At 42.6% G+C, this 19713-nt stretch carries 17 protein-coding genes; 12 read left to right on the forward strand and 5 right to left on the reverse strand.

The window, feature by feature from the left end; translation table 11 throughout:
* Nucleotides 1–67: 67 nt before the first annotated feature.
* Together FQ083_RS00065 and FQ083_RS00070 are read right to left on the reverse strand one after the other, a co-directional pair.
* On the reverse strand, nucleotides 68–664 hold the full coding sequence (locus tag FQ083_RS00065) for a DUF934 domain-containing protein (RefSeq protein ID WP_149408241.1): 597 nt from the start codon (nucleotides 662–664) through the stop codon (nucleotides 68–70).
* On the reverse strand, nucleotides 657–2342 hold the full coding sequence (locus tag FQ083_RS00070; protein ID WP_133104653.1) for a nitrite/sulfite reductase: 1686 nt from the start codon (nucleotides 2340–2342) through the stop codon (nucleotides 657–659). Before FQ083_RS00070 ends, FQ083_RS00065 begins: the two co-directional genes overlap by 8 nt.
* 361 nt (nucleotides 2343–2703) lie before the next feature.
* On the opposite strand from FQ083_RS00070, the gene sat reads away from it, so the two are divergent.
* Nucleotides 2704–3957, forward strand: coding sequence for a sulfate adenylyltransferase (sat, locus tag FQ083_RS00075; RefSeq protein ID WP_149408242.1), 1254 nt, complete (start codon nucleotides 2704–2706; stop codon nucleotides 3955–3957).
* An 89-nt stretch (nucleotides 3958–4046) separates the two neighbouring features.
* Here sat and FQ083_RS00080 read toward each other — a convergent pair whose 3' ends face one another.
* Nucleotides 4047–4565, reverse strand: a complete 519-nt coding sequence (locus tag FQ083_RS00080; RefSeq protein ID WP_149408243.1) for a hypothetical protein — start codon at nucleotides 4563–4565, stop codon at nucleotides 4047–4049.
* A gap of 581 nt (nucleotides 4566–5146) precedes the next feature.
* Between FQ083_RS00080 and FQ083_RS00085 the strand changes: the two genes are divergently transcribed.
* The 5 genes from FQ083_RS00085 (at nucleotide 5147) to FQ083_RS00105 (ending at nucleotide 10588) form a co-directional block, all read left to right on the forward strand.
* Nucleotides 5147–6316, forward strand: coding sequence for a sulfate ABC transporter substrate-binding protein (locus tag FQ083_RS00085; protein WP_149408244.1), 1170 nt, complete (start codon nucleotides 5147–5149; stop codon nucleotides 6314–6316).
* A gap of 286 nt (nucleotides 6317–6602) precedes the next feature.
* Nucleotides 6603–7700 carry a sulfate ABC transporter substrate-binding protein gene (locus FQ083_RS00090; RefSeq protein WP_011513721.1) on the forward strand — a complete coding sequence of 366 codons (1098 nt, stop codon included), beginning with the start codon at nucleotides 6603–6605 and terminating at the stop codon, nucleotides 7698–7700.
* A gap of 266 nt (nucleotides 7701–7966) precedes the next feature.
* Entirely contained in the window at nucleotides 7967–8851 is an 885-nt protein-coding gene (gene cysT, locus FQ083_RS00095) for a sulfate ABC transporter permease subunit CysT (RefSeq protein ID WP_011513720.1), read from the forward strand.
* Entirely contained in the window at nucleotides 8851–9783 is a 933-nt protein-coding gene (cysW, locus tag FQ083_RS00100) for a sulfate ABC transporter permease subunit CysW (protein ID WP_011513719.1), read from the forward strand. Before cysT ends, cysW begins: the two co-directional genes overlap by 1 nt.
* Nucleotides 9784–9865: 82 nt before the next feature.
* Nucleotides 9866–10588, forward strand: a complete 723-nt coding sequence (locus tag FQ083_RS00105) for a sulfate/molybdate ABC transporter ATP-binding protein (RefSeq protein WP_149408245.1) — start codon at nucleotides 9866–9868, stop codon at nucleotides 10586–10588.
* 115 nt (nucleotides 10589–10703) lie between these two features.
* On the opposite strand, the gene FQ083_RS00110 is transcribed toward FQ083_RS00105, so the two are convergent.
* On the reverse strand, nucleotides 10704–11027 hold the full coding sequence (locus FQ083_RS00110; RefSeq protein WP_011513717.1) for an ArsR/SmtB family transcription factor: 324 nt from the start codon (nucleotides 11025–11027) through the stop codon (nucleotides 10704–10706).
* A 288-nt stretch (nucleotides 11028–11315) separates the two neighbouring features.
* On the opposite strand from FQ083_RS00110, the gene FQ083_RS00115 reads away from it, so the two are divergent.
* The 3 genes from FQ083_RS00115 to bfr (FQ083_RS00125) all read left to right on the forward strand — a co-directional run bounded on the left by FQ083_RS00115 (nucleotide 11316) and on the right by bfr (FQ083_RS00125) (nucleotide 12954).
* A complete protein-coding gene (locus tag FQ083_RS00115) occupies nucleotides 11316–11507 on the forward strand; it encodes a bacterioferritin-associated ferredoxin (RefSeq protein ID WP_011513716.1) in 192 nt (63 codons plus the stop codon).
* A 422-nt stretch (nucleotides 11508–11929) separates the two neighbouring features.
* Nucleotides 11930–12418: a bacterioferritin gene (gene bfr, locus FQ083_RS00120; protein WP_011513715.1), complete on the forward strand. Its 489-nt coding sequence runs from the start codon at nucleotides 11930–11932 to the stop codon at nucleotides 12416–12418.
* A gap of 62 nt (nucleotides 12419–12480) precedes the next feature.
* Nucleotides 12481–12954: a bacterioferritin gene (gene bfr, locus FQ083_RS00125; protein ID WP_133104661.1), complete on the forward strand. Its 474-nt coding sequence runs from the start codon at nucleotides 12481–12483 to the stop codon at nucleotides 12952–12954.
* 121 nt (nucleotides 12955–13075) lie between these two features.
* Here the strand turns inward: bfr (FQ083_RS00125) and FQ083_RS00130 are convergent, their stop codons facing one another.
* Complete coding sequence (locus tag FQ083_RS00130; protein WP_149408246.1) at nucleotides 13076–14452, reverse strand: DHA2 family efflux MFS transporter permease subunit; 1377 nt, start codon at nucleotides 14450–14452, stop codon at nucleotides 13076–13078.
* A gap of 392 nt (nucleotides 14453–14844) precedes the next feature.
* On the opposite strand from FQ083_RS00130, the gene yghU reads away from it, so the two are divergent.
* From yghU to FQ083_RS00145, 3 genes are all read left to right on the forward strand, one after another.
* Complete coding sequence (gene yghU, locus FQ083_RS00135) at nucleotides 14845–15687, forward strand: glutathione-dependent disulfide-bond oxidoreductase (RefSeq protein WP_149408247.1); 843 nt, start codon at nucleotides 14845–14847, stop codon at nucleotides 15685–15687.
* Between the two features lie 462 nt (nucleotides 15688–16149).
* Complete coding sequence (locus FQ083_RS00140; RefSeq protein WP_262880803.1) at nucleotides 16150–17229, forward strand: DUF1176 domain-containing protein; 1080 nt, start codon at nucleotides 16150–16152, stop codon at nucleotides 17227–17229.
* Between the two features lie 650 nt (nucleotides 17230–17879).
* Nucleotides 17880–19538, forward strand: coding sequence for a DEAD/DEAH box helicase (locus FQ083_RS00145; RefSeq protein ID WP_011513710.1), 1659 nt, complete (start codon nucleotides 17880–17882; stop codon nucleotides 19536–19538).
* The last annotated feature ends 175 nt before the right edge of the window (nucleotides 19539–19713 follow it).

Raw genomic sequence — 19713 nt, forward strand, 5'->3', positions numbered from 1 at the left:
GAAAGTTCATGTAAAAATGATTTGAGTGAAAAGTAACTAATATAAGTGCTTATGATTTATTCTAAAACTAAGTGCCTGCAAACATCGGTAATGCGCTAGCATCGCGTCCATCGTAGCTGCTGGCAAGCGCATTAAATGCTTGACTGATATCAGAGATAGATTTCATATCATGCTCACTGAGCACAAAGCTATCTGCGCCCGCGCGTAAAAGGTAAGCAATTTGGTCACGGCCAAACTTGCCAGCCATACGAATCTCACCCTCGTAGCCTATTTGACGCAGGGTTTGCGCATAACTAAAACCGCGTCCGTCGGTAAAGGCCGGTACATGAATAACAATCAAATCTTGTTGTAATAAAAAATCTGACAAACCAACCAATGTATCGGTGTCATTATCTGACGTAACCCAAACGCCAACACGGCTGGCATGTTCAGTCAATAGCTCGTTCAGCTGCTGTAATAGCCCGCCAGCAAGCTTGCCTTCAGAATTCAATAAATCCGTGAGCGGCAATACGATATCGAATTTTTCTTGTTTATGTAATAGCTCAAGCAGCGATATATGGCTAAGAGCAATGCCATCTGGTAGCTCATCGGTATTAAGCGCCAACCACGTATCACTTTGACCGATATCAATACCTTTGCTGTTTAACACATGATGATTACCCATAGACCTTCTCCTTAAAAGGTGCCACGCCAACGCGATTAACCAAGTCACTAAAAGCTTCTACGTCGTTCTCATTGCTCACGCGCTGCTCTAAATAGACATCCAGTATTTTTTGTAGGGTAATCGCCACAGCTTCGGCTGGTACTGCTTTACCCAATATTTTACCGACTTTGGCATCGTTACTAGAGTTACCGCCAAGGCTGATTTGATACCAATGCTCACCCTTTTTATCGACACCAAGAATACCGATATCACCCGTATGATGATGCGCACAAGCATTCATGCAGCCAGACATATTGAGGCGAATCTCACCCAAGTCATAAAGGTAGTCGAGATCATCGAACTGCTTTTCGATTTGTTCAGCGATATTGTGAGTTGTGGCATTGGCGAGTGAGCAGTAGTCCCAACCTGGGCAAACAATCATATCTGTTAATGTGTTTATGTTGGCACGTGCTAAATGCAGATCCGCCAACTGTTCCCATAGCTCATATAGTTGATTGGTTTGCACATCAGAGAATACGAGATTTTGCTGATAAGTACCGCGCAATTCACCAAAGCTATATTTGTCTGACAGATCCGCGAGAGCATCCATTTGTGATTCGCTGACATCACCAGATGGTACGTAGGTTCCGTCGACCAAGCCTGCCTTTAGCGAAATGACGACAGCGCGATAGCCTGCTATTTTATGCGCGACTGTATTTTGGTTATACCAATCGGCAAAATCTTTATTTGCATTGAGTTGCTGTTGCAAGTCAGACTGTACTTGTAAGGCATCAAAACCAACATAATCAGGCTCACTAAAGAAGCCAATAGCAGTGTCAAAATTGGCATCGGTCAAAGTCAGTGGACCGTCTTTGGTATGGGCTTCCCACTCAGCATCGACCAATTTCGCAAAGGCAGGACCGCCCATGCTCTCGACCAATATTTTGATACGCGCTTTGTATTTATTATCGCGGCGACCATGTAGGTTATAAACGCGCAAAATAGCGTCTAGATAACTAAGCAGATGCTGACGTGGCAAGAATTCGTTAATTACTTTACCAATCACTGGTGTACGGCCAAGACCGCCACCCACCAATACTTCAAAACCAATCTCGCCTGCGTCATTGGTTTTTACATGCAATCCCACATCATGTACTTGCGTCGCCGCGCGGTCATTGGCAGTACCAACGACAGCAATCTTAAATTTACGCGGTAAAAAAGCAAATTCAGGATGAAAAGTAGACCACTGACGGATAATTTCGCAATAAGGACGTGGATCCGCAATCTCTTCTTGATGAATACCGGCATAAGGATCGGTAGTCGTATTGCGAATACAGTTACCTGAGGTTTGAATGGCATGCATCTGTACCGATGCCAGCTCCGCCAATATGTCTGGCACATCTTCTAGCTTTGGCCAGTTTAGCTGGATATTGGTACGGGTAGTAAAGTGCCCGTAACCTTTATCGTACTTACGGGTAATCTCTGCCAATTTACGCAGTTGATAGCTGGCTAGCAGACCATATGGAATGGCGATACGCAACATCGGTGCATAGCGCTGAATATAAAGACCGTTTTGCAAACGCAGCGGTAAAAATTGCTCTTCTGGCAGCTCGCCTGCCAAAAACCGTTCGGTTTGGTCGCGAAACTGTGCGACTCGTTCTTCTACCAAGGTTTGGTCAGCGTAGTTATATTGATACATGACGTAATCTCAATTTTATTTTTAAACATAAAAGCTGCGACGAAAATGATTTGCGTGTGTACTCGATTTTATTGCCAGTCGCAAGGTAAACCATTCAGATTTACATCATATAAGCTTGCGTCTATAAACATAAATTCCTTTAAGACATATCTATATCCAAACACAGCATAAATTTTCATAACGAAAATTAGGTAGCCTATGCTTATCGAATTCAATACCTGATTTTAATGAGCAGTTTTTAATCATTTAATAAATAGCTTTAACATACTGCCATTATCCCTTTATTCGCCCAATTGCTTCTCTACGACTTTTATCTACAGTTACTCATCTTTTTCTCATCTCTTAAGGTTGTAAAATTACTATGACATCTATCACCCATAATCAAACACCCTCAAAACTTGTTCCTCCGCACGGTAGTGCTGAGCTTAAGCCGTTACTATTGAATGGTGAGGCTCGCAACCAAGCATTAAAACTTGCCAGTACTTTGCCAACCATTACGCTCAGCTCACGTGAGCGCGGTGATTTGATTATGTTTGGTATTGGCGGTTTTACGCCGCTAAATGGTTTTATGAATCAAGCCGATTGGCAGGGCGTGGTTGATAATATGCGCCTACAAAGTGGCGATAATGCGGGCTTGTTTTGGCCGATTCCTATTACTTTGTCAGCACCGAAAGCGACAGCGGATAGCTTAAATACAGGTGATAAAGTCGCATTGGTGGCGCAAGATGGCGAGATTATGGGCATCTTGACGGTAGAAGAAACCTATACCATCGATAAAGCCCATGAGTGCCAACAAGTATTTACCACCACAGATCCTGAGCATCCTGGTGTCCAACAAGTACTGGAGCAAGGTGAAGTCAACATTGCAGGTAGCGTTGAAGTCCTAAGCGAAGGCGAGTTTCCAACCTTATATCCTGAGATTTATAAAACACCAGCTGAAACCCGCGCAATTTTGGACAATAAAGGCTGGCAAACGGTCGCGGCGTTCCAAACCCGTAATCCCATGCACCGCTCACACGAATACCTTGCCAAGATTGCGATTGAGATCTGTGATGGCGTACTGATACATTCATTATTGGGTGCGTTAAAACCAGGTGATATCCCAGCAGACGTACGCCAAGAAGCCATTAAAACCTTGATTGACAATTACTTTAGAGCTGATACTGTTATTCAAGCAGGTTATCCGCTTGATATGCGTTATGCCGGACCGCGTGAAGCATTATTACATGCCGTATTCCGCCAAAACTACGGCTGTAGTCATCTAATCGTTGGTCGTGATCATGCAGGCGTTGGTGATTATTATGGTGCTTTTGATGCGCAAACCATTTTTGACCACGTCGGTAAAGATGATTTGATTACCCAACCTTTAAAGATTGGCTGGACGTTTTGGTGTAATGCTTGTAATGCCATGGCGTCAGATAAAACCTGCCCGCATGAAGCGTCTGAACATGTCAAAGTATCAGGAACCAAGCTACGTAAAGCACTCTCAGAAGACCTTGATGTACCAGAGAACTTTAGCCGTCCAGAAGTGTTGCAGATTTTGCGTGATTATTATGCTGGTATCGCTTTTGATGAGCGTGCTGAGGTTAAATTGGTCGGGGCTTCTGCGGTATAAAAATTTATATTCAATATGAAAGATAAAAAAGGGTCAGATGATAAGTCTGACCCTTTTTGTGTTATTTGAACGTTTTGACCATCTCGTGGTTAGCTGAGCTCTAAATCACCAGCCAACTTTTGATAGTCACCAACCAATGTGCCACCGCCAGAGCAAAAGTAGTTAAGCGCATATTTATCTTGGCTATCAATAGTCAATTTATCATCTTTAAATTGAAAAAAAGCCGTACTGTCATTGACCTTGCTCTGAAAGATAATGCCGTGTGCATCATCTTGACCCATCAATGTTGCTTTGCCATCAAAATAGCAGGTCGGTTTTTTGACATCGCTGCGCGCACGTATCTTAATGTCAATCTGCTTATCACCGTCTGCTTTTACCATCACGGCTACCCAGTCATCGCCTTGCGTACGCTTAGCATAACCCTCAGAAGCATAGTCACCAACGATGACTTTTACAGCAGGCGAGAGTGTCGCTGCAGGTTGCGTGACGCTGTGATTATCCACATTGGCTTTTATAGTGTTATTACAACCACTCAAAGCAAGCAGCGCTGCACTCGTTAAAGAAAGAGCAGCAAAAAAACGCGAGTAACAAGAGAAAGAAGTAATCATTAAGATGCCTTGGGTAAGTGAATAAGTGATAAAAATGGCTTTGCAAAATGGCTATTTTTGATTGAATTAAACATTTTTAGGTAGCAGTCGTTTATTTGCAGCGATTATAGTTGATCCACTTTTAAAAGAGTAAGGAACTACTGGGGTTCATTATTCGCAGCCTCTGTCTGCGTAGGCACAGCAAGCAAGAAAAATTAACCCCAGTAGTGATTGATAATATTTGTATTTCTTTTATTAAGGACTGACTATACAGCGCCAGCGATGATACAGCTTACACAAATATTCGTCTACTGGGCAAGCAATACGGCAACTTACGCAAAAGTGGCGGCTTATCTCTATATCGCAAATAGCTCCTAAAAATATCCATTATAGAATAACTAATAATAGCGCTACTAATCATCATGCTTATGCCAAGTTCACCACTCGATAAGCGTATTCGTCACTAAGCGTTTGTTATCTATGCTGCTAGCATATCTCTCATCAACAAAAGAACCAATGTATCTCCCAAAATTCTTACCATCACTGCCTTTGTTATCCTTATTTATAGAATTAATAAAATAGTAAGGTCCACAAGTGGCAGCATGACATTATCGAGAGCGTCTATGCAAACGACCAATATAGCCAAGAATCAGCCTTTGCGTTATACCTCAATGACTGATAATCAAGTGATTCAAAATAAAGCACCACGTACCTTGATAATGGGCAGTGTGCTGACAATGGCGGTATTCATGACGGGCTGTAGCCCTACTGAATCTAAGCAGAGTGAGACCCAAAACGGCGCCCAAAAATCAGCAGCGCCGTCACAAGATATTGATCTGTTGAATGTCTCTTACGATGTCTCACGCGATTTTTATAAAGACTACAATACCTTATTTGCCAAAGGCTACCAAAAAGAGCATCCCAACAGCAAAGTACATATCAATCAGTCACATGGTGGCTCGAGTAAGCAAGCATTATCTGTTGCTAATGGTCTACAAGCGGATGTGGTGACCTTTAACCAAGAAAGCGATATGAATCTATTGGTCGAAAAAGGCTTGGTTGCTGCTGACTGGCAGAAAGCGCTACCAAACGGCGCGGTCCCTTATACCAGTACCATGGTTCTATTGGTACGCAGCGGCAATCCAAAGGGTATTAAAGACTGGCAAGATTTGGCACGTAGTGACGTAGCTATAGTAATACCAAATCCAAAAACCAGTGGTACGGCGCGTTATGCCTTTTTAGGTGCCTACGGTTACGGTCTGCATCATTTTAAAGAAACGGTCGAAACCTCTGCTAAAACAGATACCTTTATCAAAAAACTTTTGGCAAACGTCGTCACTTATGACAATGGCGCGCGCGCCGCAACGACCAGCTTTACTCAGCGCGGTCTGGGGGATGTGCTTATCACGACCGAAAATGAAGCGCATTTGGCCGCCAAGCAATTTGCCAAAGGACAAGTCGATATCGTCTATCCAAGTTATTCAGTGTTGATTGCCAATCCTGTTGCAGTGGTGAATGCGGTGACTGACAAAGCGGGCAAAACAGAAGCGGCAAACACCTATCTAAAGAGTTTATGGGACACGCCAGCGCAAGAACTGATGGCACAGATGTACATGCGTCCTAGTAATGAGCAAGTACTTTCCGCCCATAAAGGTACTTTGCTTGATATTGAGACGTTTGAGCCAGTCAGTGTCTTTGGTCCTTGGACACAGATTATGGAGACGTTTTTTGTTGATGGCGGGCGTTTTGATAAGCTGGCAAGCGTGCAGTAAAGGTAACCAAAAAGGTAATTAAGTTGTTCAGTTACAAGCCATTTGATTCAGACATTCATGCTTAGATGAAAGGCTGAATTAAATGGCTAAATTATTAGCGGATAGCCAATGATCATTAAAAATATTTAACTTATGCATTACGGATAAATTTAAGTTATTGATAACCTTATATTTCTCATTTCTTTATTCCATTTTGGCAATAACATACACATATTCATCATTAAACATAATAAGATAGCGCTGTTAGCATACTTACATTACTTATCAGACATTTTTTGAGGCAGCCATGACATCATATACCGCAGGTTATAAAAATAAGACACTTAGCGCCCTAAGTATCGCCGGTGTGGCGCTCACTCTAGGTATTGCAGGCTGTAGCAACAACGAAAAAACTGAGCCAGCTGCCAATGCAGAGGGTACGCCAGCAGCCACAGAAGGGCAGGACATCGAAATATTAAACGTCTCCTACGATGTCGCCCGTGATTTTTATAAAGACTACAATCCATTATTTGTTGATCATTACAAAAGCGAGCACCCAAACAGCAATATTCTTATCAAGCAGTCGCATGGTGGTTCGAGTAAACAAGCCCTGTCGGTCGCGAATGGTCTACAAGCCGATGTCGCAACCATGAACCAAGGCTCTGATATTGAGCTGCTTGAGAAAAAAGGCTTGGTTGAGTCAGATTGGGAAAGTAAATTCCCAGACAATGCCGTACCTTTTACCAGCACCATCGTCTTCTTAGTGCGCAAAGACAATCCAAAAGGTATCAATGATTGGGCAGATTTGACCAAAGAGGGTGTTGAGATTGTCATGGCAAACCCAAAAGTGACGGGTAACGGTCGCTATGCCTTCTTAGGTGCTTATGGTTATGGCTTACATGCTTTTAATAAAGATGAAGCACAAGCGGAAAAATACGTCAAAGACATGCTAAAAAACGTCAAAGTCTATGAAAGTGGCGGACGTGCGGCGACTACGACGTTTGTACAGCGTGGTATCGGCGATGTTTTGGTAACATTTGAGAACGAAGCCAACCTTGCAGCAAAAGATTTTGGCGTCGGTCAAGTCGATATTGTTTATCCAAAATACTCAATCAAATCTGAAAGCCCAGTTGCTATCGTAAAAACCGTCACTGATAAAAAAGGCACCACAGATGCCGCCAAAGCTTATCTTGATTTCTTATGGAGCGATGCAGCCCAGCAATTGGCAGCTGATCTATACTTGCGCCCAAGTGTGAAGAGTGTTCTTGATAAAAACAGTGATAAATTGCCACCTATCGACACCTTCCGTCCAAATGACGCTTTTGGCACTTGGGATGAGATCATGAGCACCTATTTCAGTGATGGTGGTTTGTTTGATAAGTTAGCGGTTAATGCGCCTCAGTAACACCAGTAGTACTGTCAGTAACCGACGATAAAAGCCGTTACTTATTCAAGAATTTATTTGAGTACAGCGACTGCATTATTTGACTATTAATCAGTAACGCACGACATCATGAAATTATGTCAATCTCATAAAGGACATGGCCGTCAGCGCTATGTCCTTTATACCATGAGCATATTCATAATCTCTTTTTATCATGCTTTTTTCTTTATATCGATACGATAGAGTGCTTACGATAAGTACCATCAGCTAGGCAATAGGACACTATTATGAGTGCAACAACACCTTCTACCATCAAACCCGTGCCGAAAAAAGGCTGGTTAACACGCTTGCGTCAGCGCAATGTGCTACCAGGGTTTGGGCTAAGTATGGGTATCACTGTCTTTAGTTTGTCGCTGTTGGTAGTACTGCCGTTTGCCATGATGGCCTATACCACAACCCAAATGGGCTGGACGGGATTTTGGGAGACTATTAGCCAACCACAAGTCACGGCGGCGATCAAACTCAGCTTATGGATGTCGTTTTTGGCGATGCTAACCAATATGGTGTTTGGCACACTGGTTGCATGGGTGCTCGTACGCTATGAATTTTGGGGCAAATCCTTGATAAATGCCTTGGTGGATTTACCCTTTGCACTACCGACAGCGGTTACTGGTATCTCTCTTGCGACTTTGTATGCACCCAATGGTCTTATTGGGCAATGGTTTGCCAAATTTGATATTCAAGTGGCCTTTACACCGATAGGTATTTGGTTGGCTTTGGTGGTCGTCAGTTTTCCCTTTATTGTTCGTGCTGTACAGCCCGTACTTGCGGAGTTATCGGTTGAGTTCGAAGAGGCGTCTGCGGTATTGGGTGCCAATCGCTTGACGACATTTCGCAAGGTAATTTTACCAGAGCTGTTGCCTGCGTTACTGATGGGTGCTGGCATGATGTTTGCCCGTGCGACCGGCGAGTATGGCTCGGTTATTTTTATCGCAGGTAATATTCCAATGCAGTCTGAGATTTTGCCATTAATCATTATCAGTAAGCTTGAGCAGTTTGATGTTCAAGGCGCGTCAGCCGTTGCATTATTTATGCTGCTTATCTCCTTTGTGATTTTATTGACCATTAATATCGTACAGTGGAAGCTGTCGCGCCGTGTAGGAGCTCGCTAATGCAAATCTCTAATAGCTACGACTACCAAAGCAACCCAGCAACCAAAGATACGCCATGGGTACGCCGCACCTTTATTATCATTGCGGTTTTATTCATGGTTATTATGTTGGTAGTGCCGCTGCTAGCTGTGTTTTATGAAGCTTTTAAGGGTGGCTGGGAATTATATATTGCCTCATTAGTCGACCCTGAAGCCTTGCAGGCGATTAGGCTAACCTTGATTACTGCTGCGATTGTCTTACCGATTAATATGGTGATGGGTATTGCCATTGCATGGCTAGTGACCCGTTATCATTTCAAAGGTAAGCAGTTGGTGACGACGTTGCTTGATTTACCATTCTCAGTGTCGCCCGTTGTAGCCGGTTTGATGTTTGTTCTGTTGTTTGGACTTAATTCTACGATTGGTGGCTGGCTTGAGAGCATGGGTTTTCAGGTAATTTATGCCGTACCCGGTATTATTTTAGCAACGTTATTTGTCACCTTTCCTTTTGTGGCGCGTGAGTTAATACCGCTGATGCAAACGCAGGGCGATAGTGAAGAGCAGGCAGCATTAACGTTAGGCGCGACGGGTTGGCAAACGTTTTGGCATGTGACACTGCCCAATATCAAATGGGCGCTGCTATATGGTTTGATTTTGACCAATGCAAGGGCGATGGGGGAGTTTGGTGCGGTAAGTGTGGTCTCAGGTCATATCCGCGGAGAAACCAACACTATGCCGCTACTGGTTGAGATTGCCTATAACGACTATAACTTTACCGCCGCCTTTGCCTTATCGAGCTTACTTGCCGCGCTTGCTTTGGTCACGTTACTTATTCAGCAAATCATGACCAAGCTACAAGATCACAAATTTGCCAAGTCTGAACGTTTGATAAGTGCGCCTGAACTACCAGTCAGTGCTAATGATACTGTTACAGAATCGGCAGGCAAATCATAACGGTTCATAGAAGCCACTATTGCTATACGCCATACTATTGAAACTATCTGCTACGATAAAAGAAATAATAAGAGACACCATTATGAGCATCGAGATTCGTAACGTTAATAAAAAATTTGGTAACTTCACTGCCTTAGATGATATAAATATCACAGTACCTACCGGCAAATTGACGACTTTATTAGGTCCTTCAGGCTGCGGTAAAACCACTTTGCTGCGTATCATTGCCGGTCTTGAGTATGCAGACTCTGGGCAGATATTATTTGATGAGCTAGACGTCACCAATACACCGGTACAAAAGCGCCACATTGGTTTTATGTTTCAACACTATGCGTTATTTCGACATAAAAATGTTGCTGACAATGTAGGCTTTGGTCTGACATTGCTACCAAAAAACGAGCGCCCCAGTAAAGCGGATATTGATAAGCGCGTGGCTGAGCTATTAGATTTGGTACAGCTGCCACAAGTGGCAAATGCTTACCCGCATCAGCTATCAGGCGGTCAGCGGCAGCGTATTGCGCTGGCTCGTGCACTCGCAGTTAAGCCAAAACTACTGCTATTAGATGAGCCATTTGGGGCGCTGGATGCCAAGGTGCGTAAAGAGCTGCGAACTTGGCTAAAAGACATACATCATGAGCTTGGTATCACCAGCATCATGGTGACTCATGACCAAGAAGAGGCAAGGGCGGTATCTGATGAAATTGTCGTGATGAATCGTGGTCGTGTCGAGCAAGTAGGCACTTCAGCGGAGCTGATTCATCAGCCAGCCAATGCCTTTGTCAGTGATTTCTTAGACTTGGTTTAAAGTTCAATCAAGAGTGCTAGCGATAGCGCATAAAAAAGACCTTATGATGAGGTCTTTTTTATGCGGCTAATATAAGCCAAAGTTATCTAAGCGAAATTTTCACTGCCTATTAGCATTAGGCTAGTTTTAGCATGGCTCTTTCTTTGATTGATATCTGTTTATAGGTAGTGTCCAAGATGTCTTGACACCATTCTGGCAAGTCATTTGCAACCTCGTACCACATCCAGGTTCCATCACGAACACAATTTAGGATGCCCAGTTTTTTTAAATGGTTGAGATGGCGCGATATCGTTGGCTGTGGTTGATCAAGTATCTCTACTAACTCACCGACGCAGCGTGATTCTTTATTATATAGGATTTGGAAAATCTTCAAGCGCGTAGGGTCAGATAATACTTTAAACAACTCAAGTGGTTGTATCATAGAATTATTATTAGACATGGGTCAATTCCAATGTATATTTAGTTAATAGGAGGACAATATAACAGCAGTTATCCTTAAAATCGATTAAAAAATGAGCAAATTTACAGTTCGTCGCCATTTTACTACCTTTGATACCGTCGGTTTACATGGATTACTATATTCAGTTACATGGATTGATTAAGATCAACATATCCATAAATCTGTCATTAACCTGACTGAAAAAGTCACCAAACACTATTGTAAATGCTAATAATTATCGTTATTATAGCTAATAACACGTTAGTCAATCACAGTAGGAACCCATTTATGTACGTCTGTATCTGTAATGATGTCAAAGAAAAGCAAATAAAAGCTGCTATCGCGTCTGGTATCGATACGTTAGATGGCTTAAAAGACACGTTAGATGTCGCCACCTGCTGCGGCTGCTGTGAGCCTATGGTAAATGATTATCTAGAGGAGCATCATGCTAAGCTCGAAGTATTGGCTTATGCTGTTTAAGCGCTAAATACTTATAAGGCTTTACGCTCGAGCTTGTGCATCCTAATCTTGTATAAGCCTTGATAAAACAGGATTATATTCACTATTATGCATTTACTATTTTAGCATTATACCTAAAGAGTAGGTTGCAAGCGTCCATATAACTTCACTGATACTCCACATCAAAACTAGATCTAGCTACTTCTATTCAGAGTTTGCTATCGCACCTGTTGTTGATACGCTAATACAAATAGTGGTTGGTTATGATTCTCAGTTCATATCGTTACAAGCGTTAAGCTCTCTCTATGCTACTATATCCTTCTTAATATGTAAGGGTCTTCATTGATTTTAATCTTTACTGATTGGTTTACGAATGGCGCTTTATATATATGCAAAATTATGAATGTATATAACAAACAATGATACATACAGGAGTGTAAGTGATGATTGGCAACCCTAAAGTGATTGATTATTTAAACTTTTTGTTAGGTGGTGAGCTTGCAGCTCGTGATCAGTATTTCATCCACTCTGAGATGTATGCAGAATGGCATTACGGTAAATTGTATGATCGTATCAGCCATGAGATGGAAGATGAGACCTTACATGCACAGGCAATTATTCGTCGTATTTTGATGTTAGGCGGCACGCCTAAAATGAGCGTCGACGCGATTAATATTGGTACTACTGTACCTGAGATGCTACAGCTTGATTTAAATTTAGAGTATCAGGTACAAAAACATCTTAAAGACGGTATCGCAATGTGTGAAGAAGCGCATGACTATGTCACACGCGAGATGTTGGTCGTGCAGCTCAAAGACACGGAAGAGGATCATGCCCATTGGCTTGAGCAGCAGCTACGCTTGATTGATATGATTGGTCTGCCAAATTATTTGCAAAGTCAGATGGCTGAAGTCTCCTCAAATCTTGTTTGATAGTAACGGATAATAATCGCTATATAGTCAAATCAAATATCCAATAGATAGGGAGAGAGAATATGAATGGGGATAAAGACATTATCCGCGCACTGAATAAAGTGCTGGGTCAGTCGTTGATAGCCATCAACCAGTATTTTTTACATGCACGTATTGCTCGCCATTGGGGCTTAGAAGCATTAAACGAAAATTTCTATAAACAGTCTATCGCAGAGATGAAATGGTCTGATGATTTGATTGCACGGATTTTATTGCTAGGTGGTTTACCCAATTTGCAAGATTATGGCAAGATGTTTATCGCTGAAGATGTGCCTGAAATGATTGACTGCAATTTGCGCTTAGAAAAGCAAAAGTTTAGCATCATCACCGATGCGATTACTTTGTGTGAAACGCAGCAAGATTATGTATCACGTCAGCTATTGGTTACTCTAAAAGACGGTAATGAAGAGTATCAAGACTGGCTTGAGACGCAAGAAGACTTAATGAAAGATGTCGGTATTCAAAACTATATCCAATCGCAGATGAATGACGATTAGATATTAGTAATTCTCATTTAATGACAATAAGCCAGCCTATGTTTTGCTCATAACTCAAGCATAGGCTGGCTTTTTTTGGTCTATTTTTTATATTTCAAATACAACCTTTCAATACTTACTTTTAATATAAACCACGACCATCCTCAGGTTTTAAGCGTAAAAAATGCAATCCTGAGAGAATGGTAAAGACACCCAATATCCAATAGGTGGTTTGAAAGGCGGTCAATGTATCCATTTGTAGGCGCTCACGTAGCAGAGTGAGCAGCGCCGCCCCAAAGGCAATACCAAAGCTGATGGCGAGTTGTTGGTTGACAGCCATCAGGCTATTGCCGCTACTGGTTTGAGTACCATGCAGGTCGCCAATGGTAATGGTGTTCATTGCACTGAACTGCATAGAGTTACATGCGCCCATGACAGTTAAAATAGGTATAAACCACATCCACTGCGCCGCATCATTAAACTGCGCCAAGATGATAATCAAGATACCCATAAAAGTCGTGTTGTACACTAATACCGTGCGATAGCTATAACGCTGGATAATCTTACTCACCCAAGGCTTGATGCCGATAGCACCTACGGCGATAGGGGCAAGTAGCCAGCCAGCTTGCGAGGGAGAGTACTCAAACACCACCTGCAAAAGCAACGGCAGCAAAAATGGCACAGCGCTAATGCCAAATCTGGTAAATAAATTACCCGTGATACCGATGCGAAAGGTACGGATATCAAACAAACTCAATGGAAATAGCGGGGCAGTGCGACGTTTTGCGTGCCAAATATAAGCACCAAGCAACAGACTTGCCAGCAATCCAAATATCAGCCCATAAAACCCACGCCCGACTTGTGCGCCAAATTCTACTGCCAAGGTAAAACCACAAGCGGCAGCGGCAAACAACAAAAACCCTGTCCAATCTAGACGCTTGGTGTCCTCAAATAACGCTGGTACCAGTTTTTTGCCCATGATAAAACCAAAAACACCCATGGGTATGTTGATTAAAAATATCCAGTGCCAGCTGGTGTACTGTACGATATAACCACCCAATACCGGTCCGACCAATGGCGCAACCAAAGCAGGGATTACCGCAAAGTTCATCACCGTTAAGAGCTTATTGCGCGGATAAGACTTGACCAAAATCAAGCGTGCAACCGGCGTCATCATCGCGCCGCCGATAGCTTGTACAATACGTGAGCCTATTAAGAAGTCTAGTGTCGGAGAAGCGGCACATAATAGCGAGCCGATACAGAATATGATAATGGCGGACAAGAACACGCGGCGTGTGCCATATTTATCGGCTAAAAATCCGCTAATAGGAATAAAAATCGCCAGAGTAAGCGCGTAGCTGATGACTGCCCATTGCATTTGTAGTGGCGATTCGCCCAATGCTTGTGCCATCTGTGGTAGGGACGTGTTTAAAATAGTAGCGTCTAAAATTTGCATAAATAACGCTACCGCCAGTACATAGGGTAGGTATTTATCTTGCGTTGGAGTCAGGGCTACCATTTTGCTTTCACCATATCTTAGAACAGCGGCTCGTTGAAACTTACCTTAATCGACAGTAAATTTTCAACAAAGCCATTATATTATGCATAGTATAAAAATAACTGCCAAGTAGTTAAAGAGCAGCATAGTAACCATTCAAAAGGACTGATCTAAATAGTTGCTATCTAAAAGAAATGGTTTAGCTAGAAGAAATGGCTTAATAAATTTTTAAAATATCTGTCATCATCTTATATCCTCAATACTAAATACTATTTCACTTAAACATCTCTACCATATAAATTACAAGACAGGACTTTAATAGCAGGATCAGTCCCCGTTATAGTAGAAGGTATATGGTAGAAACCACCATTTCTAAAATATGACAATCAATACAACAAAAAATAGGTCACATTATGAGTCAGGATAACAATTCTACGAACGATCAGATAGAGAGCTATACACCGCCCAAAATTTGGACACAAGATAAAGAAAACGGCGGCAAATTTGCAAGTATCAACAGTCCAACCGCTGGCGCACGACAAGATAAGGCACTGCCAGTAGGCGATGCGCCATTACAGCTATATTCATTGAATACGCCTAATGGTGTTAAGATAAATATCTTATTAGAAGAGCTTGTTGAGCTTGATATTAAGGAAGCCGCATACAATGCTTATCTGATAGATATCTCAAAAGGCGATCAGTTTGGCTCGGGCTTCGTCGCTATTAACCCAAACTCAAAGATACCGGCTTTGGTCGACCATAGTCCTAGCGAAGCTGGCGAGCCGCTTGCTATCTTTGAGTCTGGCGCTATCTTAATGTACTTAGCGGAGAAATTTGGCAAATTCATTCCGATGCAGCAAGGTAAGGCAAGGGTAGAATGCTTGTCTTGGCTAATGTGGCAGATGGGCAGTGCGCCTTTCTTAGGTGGCGGTTTTGGGCATTTTTACGCCTATGCCCCAGAGCCAATGGAGTATCCTATTAATCGCTATGCTATGGAAGTTAAACGCCAGCTTGACGTTCTTGACCGCCACCTAAAAGACCATACATATATGGGCGGAGACGAGGAGTCTGATTATAATATCGCCGATATGATTATTTGGGCATGGTATGGTCAATTGGCACTTGGCAAATTATACGATGCTGCTGAGTTCTTACAGGTTGATGAGTATCAACATCTACAGCGCTGGGCGAAAAAAATTGCTGAACGTCCAGCCGTTAAACGCGCAGTGGACTTAGTCCTTGAGCCTATTGCTTAGACCAATTGCCACGATAATTCATCTAAGTGGCTCATTTATTTATCCATAAATATTTGATATAAAAGGTAAAAAATAAAATAATTCTGTATGTTGACGAACAAAAAGGTTAATAAGCACCTATCTTATTAACCTTTTTCTGTTTTGAATATTCATTATTCCAAATATACATATAGATATAAGCATTTGAGCTATACTTTGTTAATTACATAATGGTACATTAGTACAACAGATAGAAACATGGATACGTTAAGATAGCAGCCTCCACCCAAAAAGGGTAGACGCTTAAACCTCTTCTATTGAAGAATGATGATTATGAAGGAGAATGATATGCTTAGGAATAGACCAACCCTCTTATTGAGTGCAAATGGTCCTAGTAGCCAGAGTAGTGTTATCAAACCTAAATACTCAAACAATTCTCATATCAAAGCGCCGTCTAAAAAAACAAAAAAGATAACAAAAACCATGTCAAAAAGAATTTTATTACCCATCCTTACTGCTATCAGTACCGCGTTATACAGCGCCGCAGCTAGTGCTGGTACGCCTATAGATTTTACCAGCCAAGATTGGCAAGTGGTCTGTGACAATACACGTACTTGCCGACTGGCGGGTTATCAAGCAGACAATGATATCGAATTGCCAGTGTCTTTATTGTTAATACGCCGTGCAGGTGCCAATGCCACGGTTGATGCTCGGGTAAAGCTTGGCGGTGCAAGAGAAAATTCTGCCAAAGCCTTGATGCAGTTGGGTAACCGTCACCGGATATCTTTATTTATTAATGATAGAGATTATGGCGAAGCCAAGCCTTTTTCAGGTGCTGCTGGTTATGCTGAGCTCACTTCACTGCAAGTCACAGCGCTGTTAGAGGCACTGACCAAATCAAGCAAAATAGAGCTGGTTATCCGTAATACGCGTTGGCGCTTGTCCGATAAAGGGGCGAGTGCGGTCATGCTAAAAGCGGATGAAGCACAAGGTCGAGTGGGCACAGCCAGTGCTTTTGTTCGTACAGAGGGCGCAAGCAAATCTAACAGTAGTGTTTTATCGCCTACGTCAATACCAGAGATACGGATGGTGATGCCCAATCCAAAAGCCACCTCTGGTAATAAGAAAAAATTCGTCATGCGCTCATCTCAGTTATCAGATCTGATGAAAGGCACCATAAAAGATATCAGTAGCGACTGCCCAAGCCTATATGACAAATCGTCATGGAACGTCAATCGCCTAAACAGCAAGCAGCTGTTGGTACAGCATAATTGCTGGACAGGTGCTTATAATGCAGGTAAGGGTGTCTGGGTAATCAATGATACCAAACCATACGAGCCAAAGCTGATCACAAACAACGCTACCGATTACGACAAGGGTCAGATCACTTCTGTCCAAAAAGGTCGGGGTCTTGGCGACTGTATCTCTAAAACCGAATGGTTATGGACGGGTAAGGATTTTGAGAAAAGTCATGAGAGTAGCACTGGTCTGTGCCGTATGATTGGAGCGGGCGGTGCTTGGCAGATGCCCCTATACGTCACTGATGTGAAACTATCACGTTAATATCAATGTCTACAATGCCTCATTGCTTGCTTTTCTTTTAAAGCGGTAATGATCATTTATTCGATATTCTTTAGCGTAAATGCGGCGCACACGATAAAAATATTTAATGCAAAAATACCTATATTATTAATCATGTATAGCTCATCAACTCTTGTGTTATAGCTGTTTTCTACAATAATCGTAAAAACAGCTACTGATTACGATTTTGTTGTGTTATACTGCGTCGCCACGTTAGCATAGTCTAATGTGAATTATGAGATTGATAACATCGCCTGCGATTTTGGGTCTAGGATGACCGAAAGTAATTGTTGCCGATGATTTTGTGTACTTAAATAATCCTATTATTTTTGACTCATATCTTATCTACGGACCCTTGTAGGGGCTAGATTGGTTGTTATTTACCTTTATCTGCTTTGGAATAAGCATTGATATCGAGTTTTTAGCAGACAAAGATGAGACACTCGGCACTACCACCAAAATACGTCAGACAGCACGAACGCCTTTATATAATTTTGACAAGCCTTATGGGTTTGGCATGTAATTATCATGATTTTGATAATCAGATTATATGGGTAGCGTGGTGAACGGTTATCAGTGGTATGCATCAAGTTTGCTGAATTTACAGCAGCTTATACTTACCAAGGATACTCATGACTGACATCTTATCTGCAATCGCTGCTGAAAACGGCATTATCGAAGACACCACTCAAAACACAACTACTAATGAAGCAGCTTCTACTGACGCTTCTGACGAAAATCAAGTTACTTTTACTGATCTTGGCATCGCTAAGCCTATTCTAACTGCACTTGATCGCAGTGGTTATACCAACCCAACGCCCATCCAAGCACAAGCGATTCCTTTTGCTCTAGCAGGTCGTGACTTATTATTGTCAGCGCAAACGGGTAGTGGTAAAACTGCAGCATTCGTTATCCCAGTACTTGATCGTTTAAGCCGCGCTACTAGCTTTGACAAACTAACCAAAGCACTTATTCTAACGCCAACGCGTGAACTTGCTCAGCAAGTGCATGACAGCGTACGCACTTATTCTAAAGATATGCGCGGTCTGTTCTGTGTGCCATTAGTAGGCGGCGCACCATACAACGGTCAGATTACTGCTTTGAAAAAAGGCGTTCAAGTTATCGTTGCGACCCCAGGTCGTCTACTTGACCATATCAATGCTGGTCGCGTTGACTTATCAAGCCTAGAAATCTTGGTCCTTGATGAAGCTGACCGTATGCTAGACATGGGTTTTGCTGATGACATCAGTGATATCCTACGTGCTGCTCCTACTGATCGTCAAACAATCATGTGTTCTGCAACTTGGGATGGCCCAGTAGGTAAAATTGCTGCCAGCTTTACTAAGAACCCTGAGCGTGTATCAATCAAAGTAGAATCTGCACACATCGAAGAAAAAGTGTACTACTGTGATGATTTTGATCATAAAAACCGTTTGCTTGATAAAATCGTTTGCCAGCAAGATATGGAACAGATCATTATCTTTGCTGCTACCAAACGTAGCACTGAAAAACTGGCCAAACAGCTACAAGAAGCGGGTCATAAAGCCAGCTTCCTACATGGTGATTTGCCACAAAGCAAGCGTAACCGTATCGTTCAAGACTTGCGTAATGGTAAAGTTAAAATTCTAGTAGCGACTGATGTTGCTGCTCGTGGTCTAGACATCCCAGCAATCTCGCACGTAATCAACTATGATCTTCCACGCCAAACTGAAGATTACGTCCATCGTATTGGTCGTTGTGGTCGTGCTGGTCGTACTGGTATCGCTATCAGCTTATGTAGCATGGATGACCGTCCACAGCTAAACGCTATCAATCGTTATTTAGATCGCAAAATGGAAGTATGTATCATCGAAGGCATGGAGCCTAAGAAGACTTATGTACCTAGCGAAAACAAAGGTAATGGTCGTGGTCGCGGCCGTGGTCGTTCAAACGGCGGCGGTAATGGTCAAGGTCGTGGTCGCGCGGGTGGTGGCTATCAAGGTAACCCTGCTAATGCTCGTGGTCGTTCAAGCGATAGCGCACCGACTGGTCAACGCGCAAGCAATGACAGCGGTTATCAAGGTAAACCACGTGACGCTTCAGGAAAACCAAATGAGCGTTCAGGTGGCAAGCCGTATCAAGGCAAGCGTACTGGTGCTCCTAGTCGTGGCGATAGCACTGGCGTTCCACGCGGTGAGCGTGCTGCAACGGGTCGTGGTCGTCCAAGTGGCAGCCAAGGTCGCCCAGCTGGTCGTTCAGACAGCCGTGGTCAAGGTCGTCCAACTGGCGGCAACCGTGGTAACAACTCGTAATAGCTTTATTTTAAACGATTAATGATTTTTGATAATCATATCTTAATCGTCTAAAGATATTGGGCACAAAAAAGCCAGATAACAAGTATCTGGCTTTTTTGTGCCCAATAGTTTGATATTAACCACCACATAGAGATATGACCCAAGTATATGCAGCTATTTAAAAACTCTGGCT

Source organism: Psychrobacter sp. ANT_H59 (assembly GCF_008369225.1).
GTDB classification, from domain to species: domain Bacteria; phylum Pseudomonadota; class Gammaproteobacteria; order Pseudomonadales; family Moraxellaceae; genus Psychrobacter; species Psychrobacter cryohalolentis.